The organism is Celerinatantimonas diazotrophica, from assembly GCF_004339545.1.
In the GTDB taxonomy this organism is placed as follows: Bacteria; Pseudomonadota; Gammaproteobacteria; order Enterobacterales; family Celerinatantimonadaceae; genus Celerinatantimonas; species Celerinatantimonas diazotrophica.
This window is the reverse complement of the sequence record NZ_SMGD01000011.1, coordinates 536,735-557,608: the sequence shown is the minus strand read 5'-3', so window position 1 is coordinate 557,608 and position 20,874 is coordinate 536,735. Positions and strand designations below refer to the sequence as shown.

14 protein-coding genes, 1 pseudogene and 1 CRISPR repeat array are annotated in these 20,874 nt (G+C 43.1%); of the genes and pseudogenes, 7 read left to right on the top strand and 8 right to left on the bottom strand.

Annotation, left to right across the window (positions count from 1 at the left end; translation table 11 throughout):
* Positions 1–6 precede the first annotated feature (6 nt).
* Positions 7–891 carry a LysR family transcriptional regulator gene (locus EV690_RS05620; RefSeq protein ID WP_131911925.1) on the top strand — a complete coding sequence of 295 codons (885 nt, stop codon included), beginning with the start codon at positions 7–9 and terminating at the stop codon, positions 889–891.
* 85 nt (positions 892–976) lie between these two features.
* Here the strand turns inward: EV690_RS05620 and EV690_RS05615 are convergent, their stop codons facing one another.
* Positions 977–1,264 (bottom strand): YciI family protein, encoded by a 288-nt coding sequence (locus EV690_RS05615; protein WP_131911924.1) that lies wholly within the window; start codon positions 1,262–1,264, stop codon positions 977–979.
* A gap of 513 nt (positions 1,265–1,777) precedes the next feature.
* Between EV690_RS05615 and EV690_RS05610 the strand changes: the two genes are divergently transcribed.
* The 5 genes from EV690_RS05610 to gntR all read left to right on the top strand — a co-directional run bounded on the left by EV690_RS05610 (position 1,778) and on the right by gntR (position 9,392).
* The gene (locus EV690_RS05610; RefSeq protein ID WP_131911923.1) at positions 1,778–4,006 is read left to right on the top strand and encodes a methyl-accepting chemotaxis protein; all 2,229 of its coding nucleotides are present in this window, start codon (positions 1,778–1,780) and stop codon (positions 4,004–4,006) included.
* A 1,081-nt stretch (positions 4,007–5,087) separates the two neighbouring features.
* The gene (gene idnD / locus EV690_RS05605) at positions 5,088–6,119 is read left to right on the top strand and encodes an L-idonate 5-dehydrogenase (RefSeq protein WP_131911922.1); all 1,032 of its coding nucleotides are present in this window, start codon (positions 5,088–5,090) and stop codon (positions 6,117–6,119) included.
* 15 nt (positions 6,120–6,134) lie between these two features.
* Positions 6,135–6,899, top strand: coding sequence for a gluconate 5-dehydrogenase (gene idnO / locus EV690_RS05600; RefSeq protein ID WP_131911921.1), 765 nt, complete (start codon positions 6,135–6,137; stop codon positions 6,897–6,899).
* Between the two features lie 85 nt (positions 6,900–6,984).
* Positions 6,985–8,304: a gluconate:H+ symporter gene (locus EV690_RS05595; protein WP_131911920.1), complete on the top strand. Its 1,320-nt coding sequence runs from the start codon at positions 6,985–6,987 to the stop codon at positions 8,302–8,304.
* A 92-nt stretch (positions 8,305–8,396) separates the two neighbouring features.
* Positions 8,397–9,392: a gluconate operon transcriptional repressor GntR gene (gntR, locus tag EV690_RS05590; RefSeq protein ID WP_131911919.1), complete on the top strand. Its 996-nt coding sequence runs from the start codon at positions 8,397–8,399 to the stop codon at positions 9,390–9,392.
* A gap of 240 nt (positions 9,393–9,632) precedes the next feature.
* Here the strand turns inward: gntR and EV690_RS05585 are convergent, their stop codons facing one another.
* Positions 9,633–10,190 (bottom strand): gluconokinase, encoded by a 558-nt coding sequence (locus EV690_RS05585; RefSeq protein ID WP_131911918.1) that lies wholly within the window; start codon positions 10,188–10,190, stop codon positions 9,633–9,635.
* Positions 10,191–10,617: 427 nt separating this feature from the next.
* A CRISPR array of direct repeats spans positions 10,618–10,885; the repeat unit is 28 nt; unit sequence GTTCACTGCCGCATAGGCAGCTTAGAAA.
* 436 nt (positions 10,886–11,321) lie between these two features.
* Here EV690_RS05585 and EV690_RS05580 point away from each other — a divergent pair.
* Positions 11,322–12,034: pseudogene (locus EV690_RS05580) on the top strand (IS256 family transposase); the annotation flags it as partial.
* A gap of 69 nt (positions 12,035–12,103) precedes the next feature.
* On the opposite strand, the gene EV690_RS05575 reads toward EV690_RS05580, so the two are convergent.
* The 6 genes from EV690_RS05575 to EV690_RS05550 form a co-directional block, all read right to left on the bottom strand.
* Positions 12,104–14,227 carry a methyl-accepting chemotaxis protein gene (locus EV690_RS05575; RefSeq protein ID WP_131911917.1) on the bottom strand — a complete coding sequence of 708 codons (2,124 nt, stop codon included), beginning with the start codon at positions 14,225–14,227 and terminating at the stop codon, positions 12,104–12,106.
* Positions 14,228–15,195: 968 nt separating this feature from the next.
* Positions 15,196–15,792, bottom strand: coding sequence for a KpsF/GutQ family sugar-phosphate isomerase (locus EV690_RS05570; protein WP_131911916.1), 597 nt, complete (start codon positions 15,790–15,792; stop codon positions 15,196–15,198).
* Between the two features lie 12 nt (positions 15,793–15,804).
* Positions 15,805–17,436, bottom strand: a complete 1,632-nt coding sequence (locus EV690_RS05565) for an FGGY-family carbohydrate kinase (protein ID WP_131911915.1) — start codon at positions 17,434–17,436, stop codon at positions 15,805–15,807.
* 11 nt (positions 17,437–17,447) lie between these two features.
* The gene (locus EV690_RS05560) at positions 17,448–18,404 is read right to left on the bottom strand and encodes an ABC transporter permease (protein WP_131911914.1); all 957 of its coding nucleotides are present in this window, start codon (positions 18,402–18,404) and stop codon (positions 17,448–17,450) included.
* On the bottom strand, positions 18,401–19,387 hold the full coding sequence (locus EV690_RS05555; RefSeq protein WP_131911913.1) for an ABC transporter permease: 987 nt from the start codon (positions 19,385–19,387) through the stop codon (positions 18,401–18,403). Before EV690_RS05555 ends, EV690_RS05560 begins: the two co-directional genes overlap by 4 nt.
* Positions 19,380–20,864, bottom strand: coding sequence for a sugar ABC transporter ATP-binding protein (locus EV690_RS05550; protein WP_131911912.1), 1,485 nt, complete (start codon positions 20,862–20,864; stop codon positions 19,380–19,382). The genes EV690_RS05555 and EV690_RS05550 overlap by 8 nt, the downstream gene beginning before the upstream one ends.
* Positions 20,865–20,874 lie beyond the last annotated feature (10 nt).

Sequence of the window (20,874 nt, the reverse complement as noted above, 5' to 3'; positions counted from 1 at the left end):
GGTGCTATGATCGATTCGATGAAAGTGTTTTGTATGGTGGTGAATCAAAACGGGTTTCGTGCCGCAGCTAATGAATTGGATATGTCGCCGGCGATGGTCAGTCGACATATTGCGAAACTGGAATTTGAGTTAAAAACTTCACTGTTAAAACGCAACACCCGGTCATTGACCTTAACCGATGCGGGGGAATCTTTTTATCAGCGCTGTGGTCAGATTGTGAGTTTATATGAGCAGTGTTTACATCAGAGCCGCCATGACAACAAATCCATCAGTGGTCATTTAAAAGTTGGGATCCCGCACTCTATCAGCCAATTGTATGTTATTCCGGCGCTTGAGTCGTTCTATCGTGATTATCCTGAGATCACCTTAGATATTATTGCGGGCAACCACTGCTTGGAATTATTTAGTCACGGCTACGATTTAGCCTTACATTGCGGGCCATTGCCCGATTCGGCGCTCTATTATACCCTGATAGGATACTGGCGAAAACAGACGGTGGCATCCCCGAATTATCTGCAAAAGCATGGTACACCCTCGGTCCCCGATGAGCTAAATATGCACTCATGCTTATGCCACTTTGATAATCGCTCTCGGAGTTGGCGATACGTTGTCGAACAACAGAATGTGGATGTGCCGGTATTTGGGCGGACCCGCATCAATAGTAGTTTGCAGCTGAGCCAGTTGGCCTTAGCCGGACAGGGAATTGCCTATTTGCCTGATTTTACCGTTAAACGGATGTTGGTCCGTGGTGAACTGACGAGCATTTTAGAAGACTATATGCCGTCCCCGCTGCCGATGTATGTGGTGCACATCAATCCGCAACCCTCCAAACGCGAACAGCTGTTTATCGATTTTCTTAAAACCCTCTCTCTTGCCGAAGTGAACTCGTAGCCGATGTGTATTGAGGTGTGAGAGCGGCATCAACATCCGACCCAAACATGAGCTATGCCAGGCCAGAGTTGAGTGGAGAATGCAGTTAGTTAACTAAAAATGCCATGTTTTCTGCTGTTTGCCGCGGGGTAAACTCAGTGACCTCATAGCGAGCGACTCCCTGTTGATAGAAAGGGTCCTGAGTGAGCAGCTCATTCAGCTCCTCTCGGGTGACATTATGTGCCAGAATAATTCCGCCATCACGAGGTTTTTTTCCACCCGATAACAGCAATTTCCCCTGAGCATACAGATCATCTAAATACTGGCGGTGCGCCACTAAATGTGCGTCAACTTTGGCTAAATCACATAAATAAGTCAGTGAAACGATAAACATCTCTTTTCCCTTTTTTAATAACAGTCTGTTTAGGATATGAAATCTGTGATGATCCACCACTATTGATGCTGCAACAGTCTGTTCAAGGATATGAAACAGTGTTGAGAATAGGGACTGGATTGACAAACTTTACGCTTCGTTCGATGTGATCTGTGGCTCTTAACAAAGTGTACAGATCTGCCCAACGGCTGCTGTGCTCCCTATTGGGGTAAACATTAAACCTGCTTGAAGATAGAATTGGGCCACTTAAAAAGGTGGAAAATTTCAGCGTGTTAAGTTGCCTTCGCTGCACGCATCTAAGCGGTGTGGCATCGTGTTGAGCAAGGCGTTAGCGTGTTTGCGCTGCTTGTTTAGCTAAAGTAAGACGCATTACAAGCTACCTTCTAGTCGAATATAGCATCTGCTTAAACAGAAAATTATCACTATAATTGTATTTTTAACTTCTACACTTAGATTCATAAAGGATGGGGATTCACCAATACACATAGTGTCTATCAGCTGGGGGCTAATGGAATGACGTTTAAACGACAGATGTTGTTGTTACTGACGGGAATAGGGCTGATTCCTATGATGATCGTCTCCGCTGTTTCTATATATATTGCCTCAACCAGTATCGAACAGCAGGTATTTAGCCAGCTTGATTCGATTCGCCAGATGAAATCCACATCATTGAAAGAATATCTTGGTCGACTTCGCGGTGAGGTCGACATGCTAGCAGGCGATCCTGCTCTACGAGAGTCCTTACAAGAATTTGATCATGATTTTCGCAATGCCAAGGTTTCTGCAAGTGATGCTGCGCGTTATCGTCAAGAGTTAAAAAACTTTTATATGAGCGAATTTCTGCCACGATTGCAGAAAAATCGGCCGTTGGTGAGCAGCGCTTGGGTCGATAATATGGTAGGGCAGCTGAATGACCGAGAAGTCTGGCTACAACACCGCTTCCTGGTGGCCAACCCCCATCCAGTCGGTAGTAAGGATAAACTTCATCAATCCAAGGTGAATGACGATTATGACCAGCATCATAAAAGGCTTCATGGGTTTCTTCGGGATGTACAAAAAGAGTATGGCTTCTATGATATTTTCCTTATCAATCGGGAAGGCGAGGTTCTTTATAGCGTCTATAAAGAGGTCGACTTTGCCACGTCGTTAGAACATGGTCCATACAAAGATACCAATCTTGCGGCGGCGTTTCGCAAAGCGGATAAAGCCAGCCAAGGACAGGTTGTGATCTCAGACTTTAAGATCTATCGCCCTTCTTATGATGGGCCTGCTGGATTTATTGCAGCTCCAGTATTTGATAACAATGGTAAGCATATTGGGGTAATCGCCGCGCAGTTTCCGCTTGATAAACTTAATAGCCTTATGGCAGAGCGTAACGGATTGGGTCGCTCTGGAGAAACACTGATCATTGGGGATGATCATTTATTACGTACTGACTCGTATCGTGATCCTCGTAAATATTCGGTATTGCAATCCTTTTTACACCCGCAAACCACCAAAATCACCAGTGAAGCATCAGATCGAGCTTTAGCCGGGCAGACTGGGCTGGCAATATTACCGGACTACTTGGGCCAAGACGCGTTAACAGCATATGCTCCGGTGAAATTTGATGGATTAAACTGGGCTATTTTGGTCAAAATTGATGCCGATGAGGCACTCGCAACAGAATATCATCTGATTGAGGTGGCTGTTTGTCTGATAGCTGGCGCTATTGTGATCGTAGTGTTGATTGCGATCTGGTTTACTAAAATGGCGCTCAAACCATTGGGTGGTGAACCAGTGCAGATGCAGCGGATTGTGAAGGCAATTGCTGACGGTAATCTGAACGTTGATATTCCGGTGTCTTCGCCTAATAGTGTTGCCGGGGCAATGCATACCATGACACATAATCTTAAACAGTTGGTTGGCAATATTAGTGAAGGGGCTAGTGAACAACATGCGATTGCCCAGCGCTTATCGAGTGTGGCCGTGCAGACTAATCAGGTATTACATGAACAGGTGCAACAGACTTCGCAAGTAGCCACGGCTGTCTATGAGATGACCGAAAGTTTTCGTGAAGTTGGCAATAATATTCAGACCGCAGTCGATGCTTCTGCTAATTCCCAAGGGCAAATTGAACAGAGCACGGAAGAGGTGGTCCGCTCGTCCGATGAACTGCATCATGTGGCCGATGAGTTCAAAGTCAGTGCGCAAACGGTCGATCAGTTGACCCAACGAGTGGCTGATATTTCGAGTGTACTGTCTAGTATTCAGAAGATTGCCGATCAGACTAATTTGCTTGCATTAAATGCTGCGATTGAAGCGGCCCGAGCCGGAGAACATGGGCGTGGTTTCTCAGTCGTTGCTGACGAAGTGCGTGCGTTAGCGAAAAACACCCAAAAAGAAACGGAACAGATTACTCAGATCATCCAATCATTGACCAACGAAGCGGCTAATACGCAAAAACAGATGCATACCAGCGTCGAGCGTGCCGAAACCATGTGTCACCAAGCCGCAGCAACCGCCGATAAACTCAAAGCCGCTGCTGCCTCGCTTGATGAAGTGAACCGGATGAATGACAGCATCGCAAGTGCCTCAGAAGAGCAAAATAATGTGGCGACTGAAATTAGTATGAATGTTGAAACATTAAATAGCTCTATTACACAGACCGAAGAGTCGATGTCGGAAATTGAGAAATCGGTCCATGATATCGCCCAAAGCTCAGAAAAATTACGGGCGTTGATTCAAACCTTTAAAGTGTGATAACGGTTTAAATCATCACGAAAACCCAACCGCTAAAGTGTTGGGTTTTTTTATCGCTACTTCAGAGTGATTGTCAAAGCAGTCTTATGCAACGCCGATTATCCGCATGTATCGGTTGTTCGTCTTCTTTTAAAATGGCATCCAAGGCCCAATGTGGTGGGTTCGCTATAGGTCAATGTTTTCTGGAAGCTTGCGTTGCTCACTCTAAGGTAATGTGGCCTGTACATGCATCATATGAAGTCTTATAGCTTCCTTTATCTTCCGATAGATCAATCCATTTATTTTGACCACAAAGCATGGCAGAGATGACATTCAATCACGGGGGAGATCTAAATGATATCGCATCTCTTCTGATATGAGCCACATAATAAACCTTCGCGTTTGTGTATGAGTGACGTGATAAAAATTGTGAACATCTTGCATAATTTTGCTACCTGCCGCTTACCAATGACGGTTTTTGTAAAAACGGATGAAGGTAGGCATAAAACTTTAAAACAGTATCGACAAGCCAATGAATCAGTTCAAGAAGGTCATGATAGAACAAGTATAAAAGATGCCAAATTATTTTGAATCGAGGTATGAAATTGAATTTTTAATTCAGTTGGATGAAAGAAATAGACCAATAAAAAATAGGGTTATTTGTGATTTTCCCTTCAGATTCGCTGACCAATACAGAACAGGATTTTTTATGGAATTATTTGCAAGAAAGTTAACGCAGGAGTGCGCATTCTAGCCCTTTTTATTCAAGGAAATCGATAACTTTTATTGATGCTAACCATTTTATAATGGTTAATTAGCACCAATCTATCACTGTTAAACAGCCGTTTTTATCTGGTCGATGTCATATTTAATTCAAAATAAAAGTGCTAATAATCAGTTAGTCAACTGTTTTGTTTCTATTTGTTAGGCCATATTACTGATTTTAAATAAAAATACAGCACTATTAATGAAGAACATCATTGTTGTCTAGATTTGAACTGCCTCTCATTTTTAATATTTCCTTAGAAAAGATATTTGATTAACCATAAGTTACCAATAACATGTTATCGGTAACTCTAGTGTAAAACGATGAGGATAGATCATGAAAATCGAGACTGAAGCCTGTTTAGTCAATGGCAAAAAAGATGTGGCAGTTGCCCACAAAGTGATTACTTATGAAGATCAAGGTACGCTGGTAAAAATAACGCGCGGTGGTATTTGTGGCTCCGATATTCACTATTATCTGGACGGCAAAGTAGGCAATAATCCAATTACGAATCCCATGATCCTCGGCCATGAAGTGGTTGGCGAAATTGTTAAATCGGATAACCCGGAACTTCGTCCTGGGCAAAAGATTGCGATTAATCCATCCAAACCTTGCGGAACATGTGCGTATTGTCAATCTGGAATGAGTAACCAGTGCATCGATATGAAATTCTTTGGCAGTGCCATGTATCGTCCTCACATTGATGGTGGATTTACAACGCACCGTTTGGTGGAAACATTTCAGTGTAAACCCTATGACGAAAGCGCCGACGAAAAGATGGTGGTATTTGCAGAACCTTTTGCAGTTGGGCTACATGCTGTCAATCAGGCCGGTGATGTAAGTGGTAAAACAGTCTTGGTTTCTGGGGTTGGGCCGATTGGAAGCCTGCTCGTCGCTGCTCTTAAGCTCAAAGGTGCTAAGCAGATTTATGCCTTTGATATGAGTGAGAATTGTCTGCAGATTGCGCAGTTAATGGGGGCAGATAACTTGGTTAACATCAGTAAGCAAAGTATTGATGAGTTTGCCGCGGATAAAGGTTTTTTTGATATCTCTTTTGAAGTCTCCGGCGCCCAACCATCGCTTGATACCTGTATTCAAGTGACCAAAGCGCGAGGGACGGTTGTTCAAGTCGGCATGGGGCGAGAACTCAATGGCTTTTCTATGATGGGAGCCATTGCCAAAGAGATCCATTTGGTCGGTACATTTCGTTTTGTTGAAGAGTTTGATGAGGCGGTTCAGCTCCTCAGCGACGGAGCGATTAATCCAGAGCCTTTATTGAGCCATGAATTTGATTTTCATGATTTAGAAAAAGCGATTAAAACCGCTGCAGATAAAAATATAGCTTCAAAAGTGCAACTCGTATTTTAATTAAGGATGATCGCTATGAACGATTTATTTTCGATACAAGGTAAAAATATATTAATTACAGGGTCATCGCAGGGGATTGGTTATCTTTTAGCGCAAGAGTTAGGTGCTAATGGCGCTAAAATAATTATTAATGGGAGCCGTGAAGAGAAAGTTCTAACAGCTGTCGAAAAATTGCAAAATATGGATATTGATTGTTGTGCGAGTGTATTTGATGTTACCCAAAGCGAACAGGTGGATTCGGCAATCGACCAACTGATTAATGACTTGGGTCACATAGATGTACTCATTAATAATGCAGGGATCCAACGGCGTCATCCATTTATTGAGTTCCCAGAACAAGATTGGAATGATGTAATTGCAGTTAATCAAACTGGGGTATTCCTTGTTTCTAAGAAAGTAGCGGCTCATATGATGAACCGACAATCGGGTAAAATCATTAATATCTGTTCGATGCAGAGTGAACTTGGCCGAGATACGATTACGCCATATGCAGCTTCGAAAGGGGCAGTAAAAATGATGACTCGAGGAATGTGTGTTGAGCTGGCTCGCTATAATATTCAGGTCAATGGGATTGCTCCTGGTTATTTTAAAACAGAAATGACTCAGAAATTAGTAGATGATAAAGAATTTACCACGTGGTTAGAAAATAGAACACCCGCGCATCGTTGGGGTGATCCACAAGAATTAATTGGTGCTGCTATATTTTTAGCCTCTGAAGCATCCAATTTTGTAAATGGGCATTTATTATTTGTCGATGGTGGAATGCTCGCTGCAGTTTAATTAAATAATAAAAAAAGTAATCGTTTATGGCAGCTTTAAATAGGCTGTCATCGGTACCCTACACTTAAAAAAGGATAGAAGAATCATGCCTATTATAATTATTGCTTTGGGAGTGGCAATATTGCTTGTATTAATGATCAAATTCAAAATGAATGGATTTGTTTCATTAATCTTTGTTGCTGCCGTGGTTGGGGTGATGGAGGGAATGCATCCATTGACGGTCATCCACTCGATTGAAAAAGGGATTGGCGGAACGCTAGGCGGACTAGCCTTAATTTTAGGATTTGGCGCCATGCTGGGGAAGATTATTTCTGACAGCGGCGCAGCGCAACGAATCGCCATGACGTTAATGAAGCGGTTGGGTAAAAAGCGAATCCAGTTGGCTATGCTGCTCACCGGGATTGTGGTTGGGCTGGCTATGTTCTTTGAAGTTGGGTTCGTCCTCTTACTGCCGCTAGTTTATACCATTGTCTTAGCGTCTGATTTGTCGCTGATGTATGTCGGGATTCCAATGGTTGTCGCTTTGTCTGTGACGCACTGTTTTTTACCTCCGCATCCAGCTCCGACCGCAATTGCGCAGATCTTCAGTGCTAATTTAGGGGTCGTCTTATTTTACGGGACGATTATTCTCATCCCAACCGTAATTGTTGCAGGTCCAATTTTTACGCGATTTGTCCGTCATATGGACAAAGAGCCACCGCAGGATTTATGTAACCCTCATATGTTTAAAGATTCAGAAATGCCAAAATTTTCTGAAAGTATTTTTGTGGCAACGTTGCCGGTCATTCTCATGGCAATTGGTACCATTACTAAATTTACGCTGCCGGATGGGAATATAGTTCGTGAGGTCCTGACGTTTATTGGGAACGCATCAGTGGCACTTTTTATCGCCGTTATTCTTGGCATTTTTAAACTGGGTTTAAAAAATGGTCGTGATCTGTCCACGGTGATGAAATCTCTGGAGAACTCGATCGCCTCGATCGCTATGATCGTGTTTATTATCGCCGGTGGTGGGGCCTTTAAACAGGTGCTGGTTGATTCTGGAGTTAGCAATTATATTGCCCATTTAATGCATGGCTCATCTATATCCCCGCTGTTAATGTGCTGGTTAGTTGCGGCAATGTTGCGCGTCGCTTTGGGCTCGGCAACGGTCGCTTCGCTTACCGCTGCAGGGATTGTGCTGCCATTGGCTGCCGCCAGTCATGCCGATCCGGCCTTAATGGTTTTAGCAACTGGTGCTGGGAGTGTGATCGCATCGCATGTGAATGATCCCGGCTTTTGGTTATTTAAAGGGTATTTTAATCTGACGGTGACCGAAACACTGAAAACTTGGACGGTCTTAGAAACGATTATCTCAGTCATGGGGCTGATTGGGGTTTTGTCTCTCAACGCGATAGTGCACTAAACCTATGGGCGTCCCGAGTTCGGGGCGCTTATCTTCCTCACTGCTTTTTCGCATTTGATGCTGATTGATCAATATCGTATCTGAGAATAATCATGAAAAATAAAAGACCTACGTTATTGGATGTGGCAAATCAGGTGGGTGTCACTAAAATGACTGTCAGCCGTTATCTTCGACAGCCAGAGAATGTTGCTCTAGCGACAGGGAGCAAGATACAGCATGCGATTGACGAACTCGGATTTGTGCCGAGTCGGGCTCCTGAGATTTTAGCGAACTCAAAGAGTTATGCGATAGGAGTGTTGTTACCGTCGCTGACTAACCAAGTTTTTGCCCAGGTTCTGCGTGGACTGGAGTCTCAAACAGAAGCCGCCGGTTATCAGACCATGCTGGCGCACTATGGCTATAGTGAAGAAATAGAAGAAAAACGGATAGAGTCACTCCTTTCTTATAATATCGATGGTTTGCTTTTATCCGATCGCCGTCATACACCGCGCGTTAATAAAATTTTGCAAAGTGCTGGTATTCCAGTGATCGAAATGATGGATATCGATGTTCCCGGTCAATATCCTGTCGTTGGTTTTAATAACCATATGGCAGCCTATACGATGACTCAAGCAATGATTCAACGTGGCTATCAACATGTGGTTTACTTGGGCGCTCGCATGGATGCACGTACTTCGTTAAAGCAACATGGCTATGAACAAGCGATGGTGGATGCTGGTTTAACACACTATTCTGTGACGACAGAAAAAGCATCTTCCTTTTCATTGGGGGGACAGTTACTCGATGAGTGTCTGAGGCGTTATCCTCAGTGTGATGGTATTTTTTGTACGAATGATGACCTTGCGATTGGGGCTATATTTGAGTGCCAGAAACGGGGGCTCGACATTCCCGGTCAAATTGCGGTCGCCGGTTTTCATGGCCATGATATGGGGCAGGTCATGTGTCCTCAGTTAGCCTCGGTTATCACTCCCAGAGAAGCGATCGGACGAATCGCCGCACGCCAGATGCTGGCGCGGCTTGCTGGACAGACCAGCCATGAGTCGGTAGTTGATTTAGGATATAAGTTACACTTTGGGCAAAGTATCTAAGCATGCTTTAAAGCTCGTGACAGCTTTGGTCTTGCTGGATAATGATTGCAGCGTTGATGTTCGTTAGAACCTCTGGCTGCGACTTTATACTAACAATGTTGGTAAATACTAACTTTGTTTTTATACCTTGTCCCTATTCGGTTTTATATCAGTTTCCATGGATTATGTGAGCTATGATCCGCATTGCCAGCGATGTTATAAAAATTACTGAGATCACTGCCATGGCAATGCGATTTAGGCTCACGGCTTATCGTTAAAATAAGCCATGAGGGTTGTTTGGCACTGCGTTACCACATTCTCAAAAGTATCATCAATCGTCACCGTTCGTACGTCTGGTTCAGTTTGATCGGGAACTTCGAGTGCATCAAATTGGCTCTGCAACAAACTGAGGGGCATGAAGTGATCTTGTCGAGCCTGCATCCGTTCAGCTATGACTTCGATACTGCCTTGTAAGTGAATAAACAACACATTAGGGTTGCCATCGCGAATTTTATCTCGGTAGGCTTTTTTTAACGCTGAACAGACGAGCACACCGCGTTCATGCTTATGAAATATAGAGAAGACTGCATCACGGATACGTTCTAGCCAGGGCGCCCGGTCATTGTCGTTTAACGCTTGCCCGGATGACATTTTTAGTAAATTGTGTCGAGTATGTAAGTCATCACCATCGATAAATTTAGCGTCAAGCCGATTTGCTAGCGCCTCACCTACTGATGATTTGCCACATGAAGAGACGCCAATGAGAACTACACAAAAACTTTTCAAGGTTACACCACTATTCGAAATTATTGTTGTCATTTTTTACCCTAGCAAGTTACCGGTAACTATTCGTTGGGTAAAGTCTTGTTTACGAAAATTGAAGACTGCGTCGCTATATAAAGAAAATAAGCAGTGAAAAAGAACAGGATATTTTGCGGTGACGATTTTTGAGCTGCAAGTTGAGTAAAAAGCAACCATGATAGTGACCATGTGCCGAGTTTAAATACCGCTTTGGTCGATGAGAACCACCGATAAAGGCAGTTGAGGGCTTATCATCGACAGGTTATGGGTTGAGTGATCGTGATTAAATGGCTAAGTTAGCAACCCAAGTTTAGACCCTTTATTTTTAGCTATTTAAAAAATCCAATAAAAACAATTAATTATAAAACACCCCCGTTAACAAGGGTCAAGAGGGTTTCTCTCGGTAAGTTCTTGTTAAAAAGAATTTTTATGCTATCTTTTTCTAGTTCACTGCCGCATAGGCAGCTTAGAAAATTTTGCTTTTCTTCGGCTGAATTTCAATACCGTTCACTGCCGCATAGGCAGCTTAGAAAATTTGGGAAATCCCTGAATGACAATCTAGTTCGTTCACTGCCGCATAGGCAGCTTAGAAAACTCATCAGCATGAGAAATACGGCGGTCAGCAGTTCACTGCCGCATAGGCAGCTTAGAAACGTTGCAAATCCAATGCCGTGCCAGTCGCTGAGTTCACTGCCGCATAGGCAGCTTAGGCAACGCGGGACCGAAACGTAGTTTCGCAGCCCAAGGAGGTGAGGTCATGGATGACCGATGTGAGCCCGCTCCAGGGAAGGATTGTTCGCTCGAGCGCTGAAATTAGCAGACTCCCGGCATTCGCTGCGCTACTGACCGGGCTACGGGGCTTAGGCGACATAACTTCGATATAGGACCGAAACGGAGTTTCGCAGCCTAAGGAGGTGAGGTCATAAGACCTGCGTGAGCCTGCTCCAGGGAAGGATTGTTCGCTCGTACGCTGAAATAAGCAGAACTCCCGGCATTCGCTGCGCTGCTGACCGGGCTACGGGGCTTAGGCGACATAAATTCGCTATAGCACCGAAACGGAGTTTCGCAGCCAGATGAGGTCATGAGACCTGCGTGAGCCCGCTCTAGGGAAGAATATCTTGCTTGTATGCTGAAATAGCAGATAGCAGACTTGACTGTATCGTGGTCAAAATCCGTCAGGATAAACAAGTCCTCAATAAGTCGGTTTATCTGGCCCTCGGCGTCAATATGGAAGGTCAGAAAGAGCTACTCGGCATGTGGTTATCTGAAAACGAAGGGGCTAAGTTCTGGCTAAATGTACTGACCGAGTTATAAAATCGAGGCGTCAGAGACATTCTTATCGCTTGTGTTGATGGACTGAAAGGTTTCCCTGACGCCATCAACACTGCTTTCCCTAATACCCAAATCCAGCTCTGTATCGTCCATATGGTGCGAAACTCGATGAAATACGTGCCGTGGAAAGACTACAAGGTGGTTGCTGCGGATCTGAAAGCCATCTACCAATCGAAAACCGAAGCTGAAGCCTTGCTAGCGTTGGATAAGTTTGCTGATAAATGGGACGCTAAATACCCTCAAATCAGCCGCTCCTGGACAACCCACTGGGCTAATCTCAATACGCTGTTTAACTACCCAGAGGACATCTGGAAGGCGATTTACACGACTAACGCGATCGAGTCGTTGAACAGTGTAATCAGAAAAGCCATCAAAAAACGTAAGCTGTTCCCAACAGATGAATCGGCCAAGAAAGTCATCTTCTTAGCGATCCAAGATGCTTCTAAGAAATGGACGATGTCCATAACTGGCGACAAGCCCTGAACCGTTTTATGATTATGTTCGAAGACAGACTGAGTGATTATATGTAACCCAGACAGTTACACAAAATTATTTACAGTCTCCTACCCATTCTTCGAGCAATGGTTTTATCAGTTCTCTTAACTTTTCAACCTATTTAGTTGACTGTCTAATTCATCTAGCTGAAGGGTGACCTGCTTACTACAGTCATTCGTCTGATGAGCAAACTGTGCCAATACCTCGGCGGCATCTTCAATTTTACTCAACATTCCAGCGATATCCACACTCACTTGGCTTTGCTCTTCGGCTGCTGAGGCCACTTGTTGAATATTATCATTAATAAGCTCTATTTCATTCACTATCATAGAAAGGTTGTTATTTACTTCTTCCGTAGACTGAACGGACAATGCTACTTTTTCGCCACTATTAGCTATGCTAGTGACAGCAATTTTCACTTCTTGTTGTAGATTATTGATTAAGCCATCAATCTCTTCAGTGGAGTTTTGCGTTTTAGAAGCAAGACTACGCACTTCATCAGCCACCACTGCAAAGCCACGACCTTGCTCACCAGCTCGAGCCGCTTCAATGGCCGCATTCAGTGCCAATAAGTTGGTTTGTTCTGCAACACTACGGATCACTTCAAGAATTTGGTTAATATCACCAGAACGTGCAGACACTTTGTCAATGGAGTCTTTTGCATTTTCCATACTGCTGCTAAGTTCTTGAACCGTGTTTGTTGAAGTAACGATACTACTTTGAGACTGGCGAACGGTACTATTCATTAATTTTATTTTTTCCGCCAAACCAGCTGTAATTTGAGCTACATCATGAGCGGCTTTAGACATTTCTTCAGTAGAAACAACCACATTTGCAATCTCTTCTTTTTGCTTCGCAGTCTCTTTTAATGAGCTATGGCTAGCACTCACGTTCTCACCAGATGATTCACGAACTCTGCTACCGATGGATTTTAGCGAATTCACCATATCGCGAAGCTTTTGTAAAAAGAGATTAAAACCTGCGCTTAGTTCGTTTAACTCCGCATGAGCATCAAGATTTAGTGTCTGCGTTAAATCACCATCATTACCGGATAATTGACCCACCTGTTTATTGAGTAACTGCAACGGACGAATAATAGAGCGCACAATCAATAGCATTAGCAATGTCGCAACAATGGATACAATTACAGCGAGCGTCAACTGTTCGATAAGTGCTTTTTGTTTAACGCTTTCCATTATCTCTAATTTCGCGTCCAACTTAGCCATTGCAACGGATATAGGTAGGCTAATCAAAAAATTCCACTGAGTGACGGCATTTCCCAGAGTCAAAGGCTGAGCGATGACCAATTGACCATCTTGCTCTATTACGCCACCTTTATTCGCTAGATCTAACAAGGCTTGACCATTCTCAGTATCAACCGTTTTAAATGGTTTTCCTAAGCTTTTATTGTATTGACTAGAAGCAACAATCAAACCTTTTTGACTGACGATGGTCACTGAACCTTGCCCATCATATAACCCTTTGGATAACTTGCTCGCAAACTCTTGCATGACAGGTAAATCTATATCGGCACCAACAATGCCTTTGAATACGCCCGACTCAATAATAGGTACGGTAAGGCTCGTCATCAGCATTTGACTACCATTGGGTAAATCAAACAAGTAGGGTTCAACAATACAGGTTTTTAGTGTTTCTTTAGGGCATAAATACCACTCAGCAATACGCTGTCCATAATCATCTTTATCATTAATATATTTAATTTGTGCATTTTCAGTTGGGTAGTAAGTGATCTCACCATTTTTAGTTGAAGCCACGCTCACGGCGAACGAGCCATCGTTTTTCGCGCTCACATGGGTATCTTTACCTACGTATTCACGATCCTTATGATCAAATGAATTGGGTTCAAAAAAGGTATATAAAACACTGGCGTTAGGTGCATTTTTTTTTGCGGATGTTATCAGATGTGCGATTTGCTCTCTCGACAAATGATGCGATAACTTTAAGTTATCAGACAATTGGGTGGCTACAACGTTTACTATATCTAGGTTTTTCTCAACATAAGCTTGAATTTGTTTGCCCGCAATACGAGTATTTAACTTAAGCTTTGATATTGCTGACGCTTTAAGATCCACCGTGGCATCTTGCTTTAACTTATCACTCAAAGAAGAAATCTCTGAATACGTTTGCCAAGTAAATAATAAAGAAATAAATAAAATAGGCCCTATACTAATTAGTAGTAATTTATTTCTTAGAGAGACTCTAGCCATAATATCCCTTTATATTTTGCTAAGCTAGCATTGACCCTAGTATTAGTTAAGCACAAATTTTTACATATAAGCGCATATTTTTGCTTAACGACTCATCTATAATTATGCCTAAACACGACTTAACCTCTTTCTATAGCCGCTTGTATCCAAATATCGGCGAGTGTGCCAATGATGTTAGATTTCGCGTAGGGTCTTGATTCATCCTTTTTATTATCTCGCACTCGCCATACATCACTCCCTACAACAGATAAGTACAAATATTGTGTAACCGTGACCAAAATTGATCATAAAATCAATAGTGTTAGTGCTAGAACTATTATGTTTTGGCCGCACTGCACAAGCTAAACCATTACTCAAAATTAAAGACTATTCGTGATCGGGAAAAACCAATATCCAAAAGGCCAATAATATTCTCTCTGCAAGAAAGCCAATAAAGGTCTTTTTCTATGCGAGCTAATAGTTCTCCAGTCATCTCTATCCCTATTGACCTTGCGGAAAAATCGCCATACACGTAATGACCAGAAAAAAGACATTGATCGATAAAATTTTGATCTTTAGTCAGTTAGAACTCGGTTATACAGTGGCCCCCCTTTCTATAAGACATGACAAACTACTAATGTCTTGTTCCTCTAGAACAACGCCCTAATCTTCAGAACACTCGTTTTGGATAAGCTCAGAGCTCCAACGTGAACGTTGGTAACCTAAGCTCTGAGGATTCAACGTTAATAACGTTGTTAATACGGCGGCAATTTTAAGAAAAGGAAGTGTTGCAGCCCTGCCTCGAGTGGCGCTTTCTAATCCTTCAATACCACAATCCGCATACCAATTAATCCAACGTCCAATGGATGAGCGAGCGGCAGCAAGAAGCTGATACAGCGGTAACAGAATGGCCTTGAGAAGTTACGCATCGGCAGTTTTGCTTCAAGCCGGGCTTAATCGATGCATACCCTTATAATGACGATCCTTCTTTATTTGGAGAACAATTTGATACCGACGGCACCTCCGGGATGAATTTCCAGCAAGTCCTGTTCCTGATAATTCGATCGAATCATGAGTCCGATACAGATTGAATCACATAATGACAGAGCCTGAATAATGGAAGTGGTTGCGAGGGTCGCGAGTGGGTCTGATTCTTGGGTGTTAGGAAGTACGACCGTCAGATCTGACCAAGCTGTCAGAGGAGCCTGAGCATTTTCAGTAATCAGTATAATCGGAATTTGCTGCGCCGACAGATAAGGGATCATTGCATCAAGTTCAGTTGAGTAGCCACCTCGGGTAAACATAATCACTATATCATTGCGGGTTATAATTCCGAGTTCGCCATGGACTGCATCCGTTGGATTAAAGTAAATTGCTGGCACTTTGATTGATGCCAGCATATGGGCGAACTTTCTGGCAACAATCCCAGATGTCCCGACCCCGGTGATCAAGCGATTTCCCTGACAAGATTCGATTTTTTGAAGACATTGCTGCCAGTTATCGCGGGAGAGATCCTCCGAGAGGGTTTGGATTGCATCCCGATACATTGTCCAGCAACGCGTCGCTGCTTGCCAAGCTTTGGTCATGATATATCTCGCTTATTTATCCATAATTCGTTGGTATTCCATCAGGTCGTTGTAGAGCTTGTGAAATACTTCATATTTCAGATCGTAGTAGCGGGTGATAGCGTTGGTTTGTGGTGTGACTGTTTTCCCGGTACGGCTCATTTGTTCCATCGCGTCATCAAATGACTCAAATGAGCGCGAGGCAACCGCTCCCATCATGGCACTGCCTAGTAACATTGCTTCTTTTTGTTCTGGAAGCAGCATCAAACAGCGAGTCGCATTGACATGCTCTTGAACGAAGATTGGGTTTTTTGTACCTCCGCCACTGGCGACCAGGGTGTTGATCGCATATCCCTTGTCATTGAGGGATTCGATAATGTGGCGGGTGCCAAGCGCGATGGCCTGAATTGCTGCCAGATATTGGACTGCCATATCAGCAGGTGTGCGAGAGAGTCGCTGTCCGGTAACGATTCCGGTCAGGTTAGGATCGGCCCTGGGTGAACGGTTACCGTGAAAATAAGGCAACATATGGACATCTTTGGTCAGGTAAGCCACCTGCTCGATGCTGCCCGCCATCTCGATTAAGATTTCGTTGAGAACTTCATAGATCGTTTTATTGCTATCAACCGCTTGTTGCTCGAGTTTGTCATAGCAGGGGTGAGATTGAATCACATGGTCAATTAAAGCTCCGGTTGCTGACTGTCCTCCTTCATTTAACCAAAACCCGGGTAATACCGCTGAATAATAAGGCCCCCAAACGCCGTGGATGAATCGTGCCGATTTTGAGATAGCCATATGGGCGGTGGAGGTACCGCCGATCATGACAATTCGTTTATCGAAATCCGGTCGCTCGCCAGATGCGCCGGTAGAGCCGATAATTCCTAAGGTTCCCGCATGGGCATCGATAATCGAGGTACTCACGGCAGTCCCCGGGTACAACCCGAGAGCTTTGGCTGCATCACGGCTTAGCCCCTGACCCACGGGTTTGCCCATGATCTGAATATCATTGCCGATTTTTTTGGCATTATTGTCTAACAGCTCTGTTAAGCCTACTTCTTCGAAAAAAGAGCGATCCCATCGATTCTCATGACCTAAATAGGTCCATTTGCAGACCGTTGAACACAATGACCGAGTATTACTGTTCGTTGCTTTCCATGTTAAAAAATCTGGTAAATCAAAAACATAACCTATCTTATCCCAGGTGTTTGGCATATGTTGTTTCAGCCAAAGTAGCTTGGGAATTTCCATCTCCGGAGAGATAATTCCACCAACAAATTCAAGAACCGGATGCCCCGTTTGGTTAACTCGTTGTGCTTGCGTGATGGCTCGATGATCCATCCAGACGATAATATTTTGCTCATCCTGTCCTGTCGGACTGACTGTGACCGGTTCTCCTTCTTGGTCAAGAACAACGAGTGAGCAGGTGGCATCGAAGCCAATGCCTTTAATCTGGATGGGATCTATTCTAGCAATGTTGATCGCATCCCGGACGGCCCCACAAACGGCATTCCAGATATCATCAGATGACTGCTCGACAAAATTTTGCTGAGGTTTGAATAACTGAATATCGCGTTTAGCGAAACTCACCATGATGCCCTTAACATCGAAAATACCCGCTCTGGCGCTCCCTGTTCCGACATCTACACCGAGGAAAAAGCTTGTCATAGTTTATTACCTTATGATTTAAATAAAATTCGTTTGATGAAGATAAAAGCAATCAGTGTAATGCCCCAGATCGCCATAGTGAGCTGGCTGCTGATCCCTAGTATATTGAATCCACTTTCAATCAACTGGAGTATAATAAGGGATATGAATACACCAGCTATTCGACCAAATCCGCCGTCTGGATTTAAACCACCTAATACGCAAGCTAAAATAGTTGTCAGTAAATAAGACTCTCCATACCCCGCTTTAGCAGAGTTAAATTGCGACATCATCATAATTGCAGCCAAAAAGCTGAAGAGCGCAGAAATAATATATACGATGATCGTTATCTTACTAACATTAATACCACTATAAAAACTTGATTTTTCATTTTTACCAATGAGATAAATTGATTTTCCAAGCGCTGTTTTATTTAAAATAATATAAATAAATATAAATGAAGCAAGCAGAATGAATATTGAGTAAGGAACACCTAAAAAGCTACTATTGGTGATGGCCTGTATGGAGGGTGGAAAACCTGAAATAACTTTACCTCCACTGATCTGAATGTTAAGTCCAGAAATTAAAACCATCGTCCCTAATGTGACGAGAATTGGCGAGGCTCTAAAATAAGAAATAATAATGCCATTGCCGAACCCAATAATCAGACTGACCAGTAATCCCATGAACAGGCCAATAAAAAGATAGGTCGTGCTGTCTGTATGAGCAGTAATAAAATAAGCGCAGGCAAGGGCGCTCGCATTGGCTCCCGATACAATGGATAAATTAATTCCTCCGGATAACATACTGACTGCCATTCCTAAAGAGAGCAGGGTAATAATCGGCAATTGTGAAAGGATCGAACTCAAGCTGCCTTGATTAAAGAACTGGTTGCCCATGACAAAATAAAACACGATTAAGATGGTGGCTAATAAAATCATCTGGACCAGATAAGCGGGCTCTCGTTTGATAGATGTCAGCAGATTCATACTAAGCTCCTGGATTTTTTATTGTGCATGGCTGTCACAATGATGCTGATTATTATGATCAATCCGGTGATCACTGAATGCCAATAAGAGGATACGCCGAGCAGTGTTAGACCATTGTCGATGACTGCGATTAGGATAACGCCGAGCAAGGTTCCCAGAATGGTCCCTTTTCCTCCTTGGATACTGGCACCGCCGATAACGACGGCCGCGAGTACGGTGAGCTCGTAACCAAACATCGAGTTAGGCGCAACTGATTGTGCTATCTGAGCTTGGCTCACCGCTGCAATCCCTGAAAGAGCTCCCATGTAACCGTAGACATATAAGTAGACTTTACGAATGCTGATACCCAGCCGTTGTGCTGATTCTGCATTGCTACCGACCGCAAATATTTGCCTTCCTAACCGGGTTTTATTCATAAATATGTAACTGAATAGAAACACAGCTACCACCGATAGGATCGGTAACGTAATTAGATAATCGGTATATCCCTGCACTTTAACTGGAATAAGATTAATGCCATTCATGAACCAGTCAGGAAAATTGTATAGCCAGTCGCCATCTGAAAAATAGATAAGAAATCCATAAAAGATGTTCATCGTGGCAATGGTGATAATAATAGAGGGGACTTTCGTGTAGTAAATAATGAGCCCATTGAGTATGCCAAGGGCAATTCCGACTATAATTGATACGGCAAATATACTTATGAATCCAACATTATGGTGAAGCATATAGATGCCCATCAAATATTGGCAAGTTGCTGTAGTTGCCGGAAAGGAAATATCAATTCCTCCGGAAATCAGCACGATTACAAGTCCGCAAGCGAGTATCCCTAACATCGAATAGTTAGAGATAATATCGAGAACATTATCGATAGAAAAAAAGTCTTTATTGACTGTGCTAATGATAATGCATAGAACAATCACCAGACCGGCGAGAAAAAACTCTTGTCGTTTAAAAAAATTTGAAGTGATACTGTTAGCCATAGACTGCCTCTGTAATCTCTTCCATACTCGACTGATAGGGGGAATATTCTTTAATAAATTCGCCGTTTTTCATGTGGATAATCCGGTTACTATTAAAGTAGGCTTCTTCCACTTCATCGGTAATCATCAGAACGCCAATGCCTTCTTTGGCTAGTTGTTTGACAATATTGTAAATTTCGTCTTTATTGGCAACATCAACACCAACTGTCGGAGAATCAAGTAGCAATAATTTGGGCCGAGTAACAACCCATTTGGCAATTGAAACTCGTTGTGCATTTCCTCCGGACAGAGTATTCGTGGGGTTATAAATATTGGTGGTTTTGATATTTAAATCGTCTACTAATTGATTGACTAATGTCTCTGATTTATTTCTATCAATCAGGCCGATATTGTTTTTTATCCTTTTTAATATGGTCGCCAAGATATTCTCAATAATTGGATAATCCATAATTAATCCAATATTCATCCGATCTTCTGAGACATACGCAATTCCTTTGTCGATCGCATCTCGGTTTGACTTGAGCCTAACGGGACTATTCTCTAATTGAATTTGGCCGGAGTCTGTTGCCAGCATGCCAAAAATAGTCTGGCATAACTCTGTTCGCCCAGAACCTAATGGGCCGACAATTGACACGATTTCACCTTTATAAAGGGTCAAATCAATGTGGTTGAATTTTCCTTTGACAGACAAATTGGAAATTTCTAATAGTTTTTCTTGCCGGGCTGTTGTTGGCGTTAGGGATGACTCAATACTTTTGCCAATCATGAGTTCAGTTAGACGAGTTTTATCGAGACTATCCGATGCATACGTTCCAATTAACTTGCCATCTCTGATGATACTGGTGCGATCTGAGACCTGCATAATCTCATCCAGCTTATGGCTGATAAAAACGATTGTGGTACCAGAGCTTTTCAAATCTGCGATGATTTTTAATAAGTCCCGGATCTCCTGGCTGGTTAATGACGCGGTTGGCTCATCCATAATAATCACGCGGGCTTGTTGTTCGAGCGCGCGACAGATTGCAACCAGTTGTTGTTGGGCAATCGTCAGATCCTCAACCGTTAAATTGGGATCCAGATGAATATTAATCTGCGCCATTACCGCTTTGGCTCGAGCTACCATTTTCTTCTGATTTTTAAACAGTTTTCCACCTGGTAACATCATGTGAAAAGCAATATTTTCCGCAACCGAAAGGGCTGGGAATAATGACAGATCTTGGTAAATAATCTGGATACCGTATTTTTGTGATTGCACGGGTGAAAGACGCGTATGCTGCTCACCGTCAATTTCTATGCTACCGCCATGTTCAGGGGCATAAACGCCGGATATAATTTTTACTAAGGTACTTTTCCCGCAGCCATTTTGGCCCACAAAGCTGTGCACTTCTCCCTTATGCAGCGATAAGCTGACATCGTTGAGAGCCGTTACCCCCGGAAATTTTTTGCTGATATGTTTAAGATTTATAAACTCTTCCATAATTGAATCC

Bases quoted from the DNA above. Each gene is read 5' to 3' on its own strand.
- EV690_RS05620 (WP_131911925.1), top strand. From the start codon at position 7: ATGATCGATTCGATGAAAGTGTTTTGTATGGTGGTGAATCAAAACGGG.
- EV690_RS05615 (WP_131911924.1), bottom strand. From the start codon at position 1,264: ATGTTTATCGTTTCACTGACTTATTTATGTGATTTAGCCAAAGTTGAC.
- EV690_RS05610 (WP_131911923.1), top strand. From the start codon at position 1,778: ATGACGTTTAAACGACAGATGTTGTTGTTACTGACGGGAATAGGGCTG.
- idnD (WP_131911922.1), top strand. From the start codon at position 5,088: ATGAAAATCGAGACTGAAGCCTGTTTAGTCAATGGCAAAAAAGATGTG.
- idnO (WP_131911921.1), top strand. From the start codon at position 6,135: ATGAACGATTTATTTTCGATACAAGGTAAAAATATATTAATTACAGGG.
- EV690_RS05595 (WP_131911920.1), top strand. From the start codon at position 6,985: ATGCCTATTATAATTATTGCTTTGGGAGTGGCAATATTGCTTGTATTA.
- gntR (WP_131911919.1), top strand. From the start codon at position 8,397: ATGAAAAATAAAAGACCTACGTTATTGGATGTGGCAAATCAGGTGGGT.
- EV690_RS05585 (WP_131911918.1), bottom strand. From the start codon at position 10,190: ATGACAACAATAATTTCGAATAGTGGTGTAACCTTGAAAAGTTTTTGT.
- EV690_RS05575 (WP_131911917.1), bottom strand. From the start codon at position 14,227: ATGGCTAGAGTCTCTCTAAGAAATAAATTACTACTAATTAGTATAGGG.
- EV690_RS05570 (WP_131911916.1), bottom strand. From the start codon at position 15,792: ATGACCAAAGCTTGGCAAGCAGCGACGCGTTGCTGGACAATGTATCGG.
- EV690_RS05565 (WP_131911915.1), bottom strand. From the start codon at position 17,436: ATGACAAGCTTTTTCCTCGGTGTAGATGTCGGAACAGGGAGCGCCAGA.
- EV690_RS05560 (WP_131911914.1), bottom strand. From the start codon at position 18,404: ATGAATCTGCTGACATCTATCAAACGAGAGCCCGCTTATCTGGTCCAG.
- EV690_RS05555 (WP_131911913.1), bottom strand. From the start codon at position 19,387: ATGGCTAACAGTATCACTTCAAATTTTTTTAAACGACAAGAGTTTTTT.
- EV690_RS05550 (WP_131911912.1), bottom strand. From the start codon at position 20,864: ATGGAAGAGTTTATAAATCTTAAACATATCAGCAAAAAATTTCCGGGG.